Below are 5,298 nucleotides of genomic sequence, written 5' to 3'. Positions count from 1 at the left end.
GTGGATGGGCTGAATATGCATCACTAGAGGAGAAGTATGTGTTTAAACTACCAGAAGATTACAGTTGGGAATTAGCTTCAAGCTTAACTGTTGCCGGATTAACAGCATATCATTCCTTAAAAGAAGCAGATTTAAAACCATCTCAGACTGTAGTCGTTTTTGGTGCTTCGGGAAATACGGGAATGTTCATTGTACAGTTAGCTAAAAAGTTCGGAGCTAAGGTTATAACCGTAACTAGCAAACCCTGGCTGAAAGATTTTGGTGCTGACTTAATTGTCGACTATGAGGAAGTTGAGGAGAAAGTTAGAGAGTTTACAAATGGAAAAATGGCTGATGTTGTAATAAACTCTTTAGGAGAAAAATTTTGGGACAAGAGCCTTGCTGTGGTAGGAGTTAAGGGTAAGATAGTTACCTTCGGAACACTAATAGGTGCCGAAGTTAAGATCAACCTTAACCAAATATATTCTAAGCACATTAGTATACTAGGTGTTAATAGGGGTAATAGAAAGGATTTCTTAGAATTACTAGATCTATGCAGGGATTGTAAAGTGAAGATCTGGAAAAAGTTTAAACTTCAAGATGGTGTAGAAGCTTTAAAGGAACTGTTCTCGCCAAGCAGAGACGGACGAATATTAATATCTACGAACTAGATAACTATAAAAACGTTACATAAATAATTAAAGTTTTTATTCAGAAAGTTTTTGAACATCAAGAATATAAATAATTAAATTATTAGGTTTTAAAAAATAATTACATTAATTTATATATAAGTAAAGAGTACGCTTTAACATTCTCTATTGTTGTTACAAACTAAGGTTAAAAGGAGTGTGTTAGTCATACTATTACTTCGTTTCTATTTATTCCCTCCAAACTCCATTATCCTTTTAGCTAATTTATAGTGTACATAATCTATTAATGAAAGTGTAGGGACAAACGGTAGGCCAGAGGACGGGTTCAGGATCTCGCTGAGGTTCAGCGGCGGTATCATCTGAACAGTATTAGGGCTACCAGAAACTGTTTAAAACTGACTTATTCTGCATTCGCTGAAGTTTCAGTTTGGTGAACTACGAACGTTTATAAAATTAGGGAGTTTGTAGAGGCCTAGTCATTTACGGCGGGAATGGATAATTTATTAATGAGTCATTTACTTAGCTTAACTATTCTGATAGTTCTGGAAGTTTCGTGTGTATATCCGTTTCTAATGATGTTCTCATTACTCTCTACCCGGACTCGTTTTGGTCTGAGGATTAGTATAATTTAATTTATTGTGTAGTTTCATTGGTAAGAGGTAGATGAGAAGTCAGGGTTTATTGACCGCTTATACAACCAAAAAAGAAGGATCAATGCACGTATGGATTAAGCGTTATTACTGAGCACTTCTTCCAGATAATCAATCCCTACTTTGTCTAGGCTCTTTATCCAATCGATGAACTTTTTCGCGTTTTCTCCTTCGAATACAGCACCGTGTTGCGGAGCTATGACACTAATGTCCAGTCCTTGAATCTGCTTTAACCACAGTTCTATCGCTTTCTTATTAGCCATATATACTCTGTGAAAGCCCTCCATGTACTTCTTGTGCTCGTCGAAGTTATCAACCATTATGTACCATGTATCTTTGGGGTAAACCGCTGCTCCGAGATCCCCAGAGAAGTAAACTTTGGTTATTGGATCGTAAAGGTGGAAGTTGCCAGGGGAATGTAGGAAATGAGCGGGAACTATCCTTAAATCGTCCCCGTTCAGTTTAATCCGCATCCCTTGTAGGGGTATTCTTATTACGTTCATCTTTATGTCGACTCCGACATGCGGTAAGAACCTATCCCATAGGTCTGATACCAGTATTTTCGCGTTGGGGCAATATGTCAACCATAATGAGAGTCCGGAAATTATGTCTGGATCTTCATGAGATAGAAATATGTATTCGATGTCTTCAGGTCTGATGAACTTCTGCATTGTAGTATAAACTCTTTCGAAAACTAATGGTCCTCCGGGGTCCAATACTACACCTTTATCTTTTACGATAAGCAAATATTGGTTCGTTATTATTCCCTTCTCCATTTCTGCTTGATCTATTGATAGCCAAATGAACTTGTTTCCTTTTTCTTCAGCCAATACGATTGGGTCTATCATGCCTAAATCACCATCTCGGGCCTTAACAGACTTGTATAAACGGAGACGTTAAATAATCCTTTAAGTTTCGATAGAGCTTCCTCGGAATAGAATTCCTTGCCAGAAATTTTTATGTACACTCCTTTGAGCTCTCCGTTAACGAACAGTAAACGAAAAACCGTTTCGTCGTTAAACCCTAATATGTAAATTACTGGGTAGCGCGAGAACTTACGCAGGGTTTCTTCGATGAAGAGACTAATGTCATTTTTACTAAGATCTAATTTATCGGAGTATACTAACATAGAAGTGGAAACGAGCTTTGCAATATAAGATAGGGAGGATAACTTTGAAGAAATAGTTTCACTTGTCTTACTTACCATCTTTTGCTCTAGGTATTTTGTCTTTAAATTTATCAAAAATTCCTTGAGATATTTGTCCTTTAGGTTTTCGTACTTCCCAGAATGTATAAGGTTCAGTAGTAGGCGTTTTTTATATTTATTTAATGTTACAAGTAAGGTTAAAGAAGAGTCTTTGTTTTCGAATTTATATTCTACATATCCTTCCCCAAGGGTGCTAGTGAGCTCGTATTCCAAAGTCTTTTCTAAGAATAGGAACCTCTTGATCCTGAGCTTTACTTTTTTCTCCGTGAAGCCAACTAAGTTAGGAATGCTGTCAATTACGTTCTTCTTGTCGTAAAACCAAGTAATGCCAGACTCCCCATCATTTATCTCTATTTCTTCAGCCAAGCTGGTAGTCATAATTTATAATTATAAAATCCCCGTATATAAAATTTTCTCTCTTTAGATAATAATTTAAGTTTATATAATAAGAACGAACCACAAAACTTCGCTCCTTCTAGGGGCGAAAGGGAAAGTCAGCATTCTAAGATCCCGCACCGGTCAACGACTATGCCAAGCTTTTCGCCTGCCTATTCACCCGAGTATTTTGTCTTGCTTAATCCGTGCTGGGCTTTGCTGTCCTCCCTCTTGGTTATGTCTTCAAGCTAAGCTTAGCCTGGATCTTTGCAGGACCATTCCGTGCCGGGTTATGCATTACGTCCCAAGCTTCACAACTTGAATGGTCACGACTTTAGGAGTTGAGAAGGGAGAAGAAGGGTGAGGTAAGCGTGGCGGCGGGAAGCGAATGTGATATGTTCTCCAGTAAGAGCTGAATCCTTGAGTAGTATTAACGAGTACACATTTTTCGAGCCTCAACACCAAGACTTCATCCAAATTAACCGCCTGACTTCCTTATATAAAACATATTAGTCAGATCTGGGTAATACAGATCTGACTGGGGTGTAGGCCGTTGACTTCCTTGGGCTTAAAGCCCGGTGGGGAGCTTGGCCGCCTCCAACTCGGACCGGAAGTTGGGCAAAAAGCCCGAATAAAACATAAGGGTGAGTGTAAGTGGAGGCCCCCAGTTCGGGAATAGATGTATCAAAAGATAAATTAGTTGTACTAAAATAAGCAGTTTAACATTAGTGAGTAAAGCAGGTTTCATGGCGTAAGTAGTGTGGACTATGCTCGATTTTTAAGGAAAGTTTTTATACCGGAAGCTCTCCGCCAGCGAGGATTCCCTCCTCATCGATTCGGGTTTACATCTCTCATTTGAGGGGCAGTCGAGAGGGTCAGAGACCCCCTCCCATTAAGATTCATGATTGCGATAACGTCATGATCGTTCTCATAACCACATGAACACTTAAACCAACGGTGGGAAACCTCGATCATCCTTTGACCGCATTTTAGGCAAGAGACTGAAGAGTATCTAGGAAAACGTCCTTTTCTAGAATCGTTATACCAAGCCTTGTACACTGAGAGGGCATCACGGTAACAATCCTCAGCAACCTTTGAAGGTAGGTTGTACCCTTCTCTTAACCTCGTGTACAACCCCTTGTGGGTTGTTGAAATCACTCCCTTCTCTTCCGGGTTTGGAACATTTTCTCTCAGCCAAAATAAGATGAAACGTATTGCCTTAACGTAGTTGTTCACGAGGGCTAGGAGGGAGTTTGAGAGGGCGTTCTCCATTGAATCTGTAGCTCTGATCGCTTTATTACCCTTCCCCCAGCCATTGAGGAAATTTTGACAAAGAGGTATTTAAACACGGGGCTATCAATCCCCGCTGGCGAGGTTTTCCGCCCCCTTAACCCCTTTCTTTGTAAACAATCCAACTGGCAGAAAAGAACGTCGGAATCGCCGAGGTTAGAGAGATAATTAACACGTTTCGGATGGGCTTCACATAACTAAGTCCTTATAAAGGATTTAAATGTTATGTGAGTGGTTCGTGCAATATAAGTCACTAAGGTTTTCTGAGCTGAAGTGCGTAGTGCTTTAATTTACACTTAATCTAGAATAGGAAAGAAATAAGATAACAAACCCTTTCTACGAAGTTACAAAAATTAGGATTCAAGGTACGAGAAACTCACCTAAGGAATGGTTAGCCCTACATTTAAATACATCTTTTCGCAGACATCTATCGGTAACTTCTATCTCCTTCCTTTTACCATTTACACTCATATTAACCCCTAATTGTAATATGAATTAGTTAGATAGAAACTTTTGTCAGCCGGGTAATAACAGTTTAAAGTCTTAAAAGATTTAAAAAAAGAAAATTACTCCCTTATTACCTCTGTTTCCTTTGAAGATTCCTCTAATGGTTTCCCTTTACTTTCTGGTATGAAAAACCAAGTGACTATTGCGGCTACTAAAGCTACGATGCTTAGAAAAGTTACGGCAAAACCTTCACCATATGCGTTGAAGAGGTAGGGGAATACGAAAGACGTTAATGCTGCACCAATTCTCCCAGCAGCTACTGTCATTGCTTGTACAACTCCCCTAACTTTCGTAGGTGCTAATTCAACTCCTAACATTCCAGATGCGCTTATTGACCCTGGACCAGTTTGCGAAAAGAACAGGCTTAAGCCATAAAGTATAAGAGCACCTACAGCTGGTAAATAAGCTTTTAATGCCGAGAATAACAATAGGGAGGCAAACATTCCTAAGAATCCCATTGTTTGCATTGGTTTTCTACCGATTTTGTCTATTGTCCTAATGGCTACTAACCCACCAGGAACTACAAAGGCGAACTCAACTATGAACTGAAATATTGATGAATTATTTATCCCAAGGCTTTTAGCTATACTGCTAGGCCCGAAGACTATGCCAGAATAAGACACTATGTCGAATAGGAACC

General features: G+C 39.3%; 4 protein-coding genes and 2 pseudogenes. 1 reads left to right on the top strand and 5 read right to left on the bottom strand.

The annotated features are described in order from the left end of the window. Positions 1 to 650, top strand: a 650-nt coding sequence (locus tag WIW89_RS01070) for a zinc-binding dehydrogenase (RefSeq protein ID WP_337719436.1), incomplete at its 5' end; no start/stop codon positions are given. A 706-nt stretch (positions 651 to 1,356) separates the two neighbouring features. On the opposite strand, the gene WIW89_RS01065 is transcribed toward WIW89_RS01070, so the two are convergent. The 5 genes and pseudogenes from WIW89_RS01065 to WIW89_RS01050 form a co-directional block, all read right to left on the bottom strand. Continuing rightward, positions 1,357 to 2,127 carry an MBL fold metallo-hydrolase gene (locus WIW89_RS01065; RefSeq protein ID WP_337719435.1) on the bottom strand — a complete coding sequence of 257 codons (771 nt, stop codon included), beginning with the start codon at positions 2,125 to 2,127 and terminating at the stop codon, positions 1,357 to 1,359. Positions 2,128 to 2,129: 2 nt separating this feature from the next. Then, complete coding sequence (locus tag WIW89_RS01060) at positions 2,130 to 2,864, bottom strand: hypothetical protein (protein ID WP_337719434.1); 735 nt, start codon at positions 2,862 to 2,864, stop codon at positions 2,130 to 2,132. An 825-nt stretch (positions 2,865 to 3,689) separates the two neighbouring features. Beyond that, a pseudogene (locus WIW89_RS13570) lies at positions 3,690 to 3,866 on the bottom strand (zinc ribbon domain-containing protein); the annotation flags it as partial. Positions 3,867 to 3,872: 6 nt separating this feature from the next. Then, positions 3,873 to 4,133: pseudogene (locus WIW89_RS13565) on the bottom strand (RNA-guided endonuclease TnpB family protein); the annotation flags it as partial. Between the two features lie 584 nt (positions 4,134 to 4,717). Next, the coding region (locus tag WIW89_RS01050) for an MFS transporter (protein ID WP_337719432.1) at positions 4,718 to 5,298 on the bottom strand (581 nt) is incomplete at its 5' end.

Source organism: Stygiolobus sp. CP850M (assembly GCF_037389425.1).
Taxonomy (GTDB): Archaea; Thermoproteota; Thermoprotei_A; order Sulfolobales; family Sulfolobaceae; genus Stygiolobus.
This window is presented reverse-complemented; position numbering and strand designations above follow the sequence as displayed.